At 69.1% G+C, this 1,199-nt stretch carries 1 protein-coding gene; it reads left to right on the top strand.

Going from position 1 to position 1,199, the window contains the following annotated elements; genetic code table 11:
- Positions 1–1,199: metallophosphoesterase (locus DSP71_RS08295; protein ID WP_181800692.1), on the top strand; the 1,199-nt coding region annotated here is incomplete at both ends.

The raw sequence follows: 1,199 nt of genomic DNA, 5'->3' as shown, positions 1-1,199 counted from the left end.
GCGCAGCTCCGGCTGCCGGTCACGGTGCCGGCGGGCGCATCCGCGATGACCCTGCGGTTCGTCTTCGACGCCCCCGGCGCCGCGGGATCGTGGATGCTCGACGACGTGCAGGTGGTGCGCCCGCTCGCGGCACTCGCCGAAGGAGTCGAGGCCAACACCGTGGTCGACATCTTCAGCGACGTGCAGGGGGCGACGACGCGACTGAGCCAGAACGTGCTGCCGGGGTTCCGCGCGATGGCGCAGACGGCGGACGTGCTCGTGTCCAACGGCGACCTGGTCAGCAACGGATCGACCGCGAACTACACCTCCTATCTGTCGGCGCTCGCGGCGGGTGGCGGCGGCGAGTACGGCACGGTCGTCTCGACGATCGGCAATCACGAGTACTACGGCAGCGAGGGATCGGCGGTGTACCGGGAGCGCTTCCTCGATTCGACGGGGATGCGCGACATCGGTGGCCAGGGTGGGCTGTGGGGTGAGGTGCTCGTGGACGGTCAGCTTCCCCTGATCTGGATCGGCAGCGAGTTCTACGACTACACGGCGAAGACCGGCGCAGGCCCGTTCGTCGACTTCAGCGAGGAGCAGTTCACCTGGCTGCGTGATCGGCTCGCCCACTGGCGCGCCCAGGACCAGCCGGTGCTGCTGTTCTCGCACCACCTGCTGCCGTACTCGGTCTCCGGATCGTACGCGCGGTTCTACGAGAACGACTTCGGTCAGGAGGAGGCCCGGTTCGCCGCCCTGCTCGCACAGAACCCGAACGTCATCATGTTCAACAGCCACACGCACTGGTCGCCGACGTTGAACGACTGGAGTACAGAGCTGCGGCCGGATCCGACGCGCGCGCACGGCCCCACGGTCGTGAACACCGGAGCCGTCACCACGATGTACGGACCGAGCGGGGACTGGGAGGAGAAGGCCGTCGGCGGTGCCGACCCCGTCGGGCTGCGCGCCGCGCTGTACGACGACCGCGTGCGCGTCACGGTGTACTCCTTCTCGACGGCCGGAGCGACGGAGATCAAGCACGTCGACATCCCGCGTCCCACCGACGCCCCCGTGGATCCGGTGGACCCGGTGGACCCGGTCGATCCCGTCGACCCGGCTGTGGCGCTGAGCGCGCAGACAGTCGCGGCCGGTGGCCGGGTCACGATCTCCGGAACCGGATTCCCCGAGGCTGCGGAGCTCGCGATCGAGCTGCGTTCCAC

It is taken from the genome of Microbacterium sp. H6, assembly GCF_003314775.1.
Classification (GTDB): Bacteria; Actinomycetota; Actinomycetes; order Actinomycetales; family Microbacteriaceae; genus Microbacterium; species Microbacterium oxydans.
The sequence above is the reverse complement of the archived record's forward strand: the minus strand, read 5'-3'. Positions and strand labels throughout refer to the sequence as shown.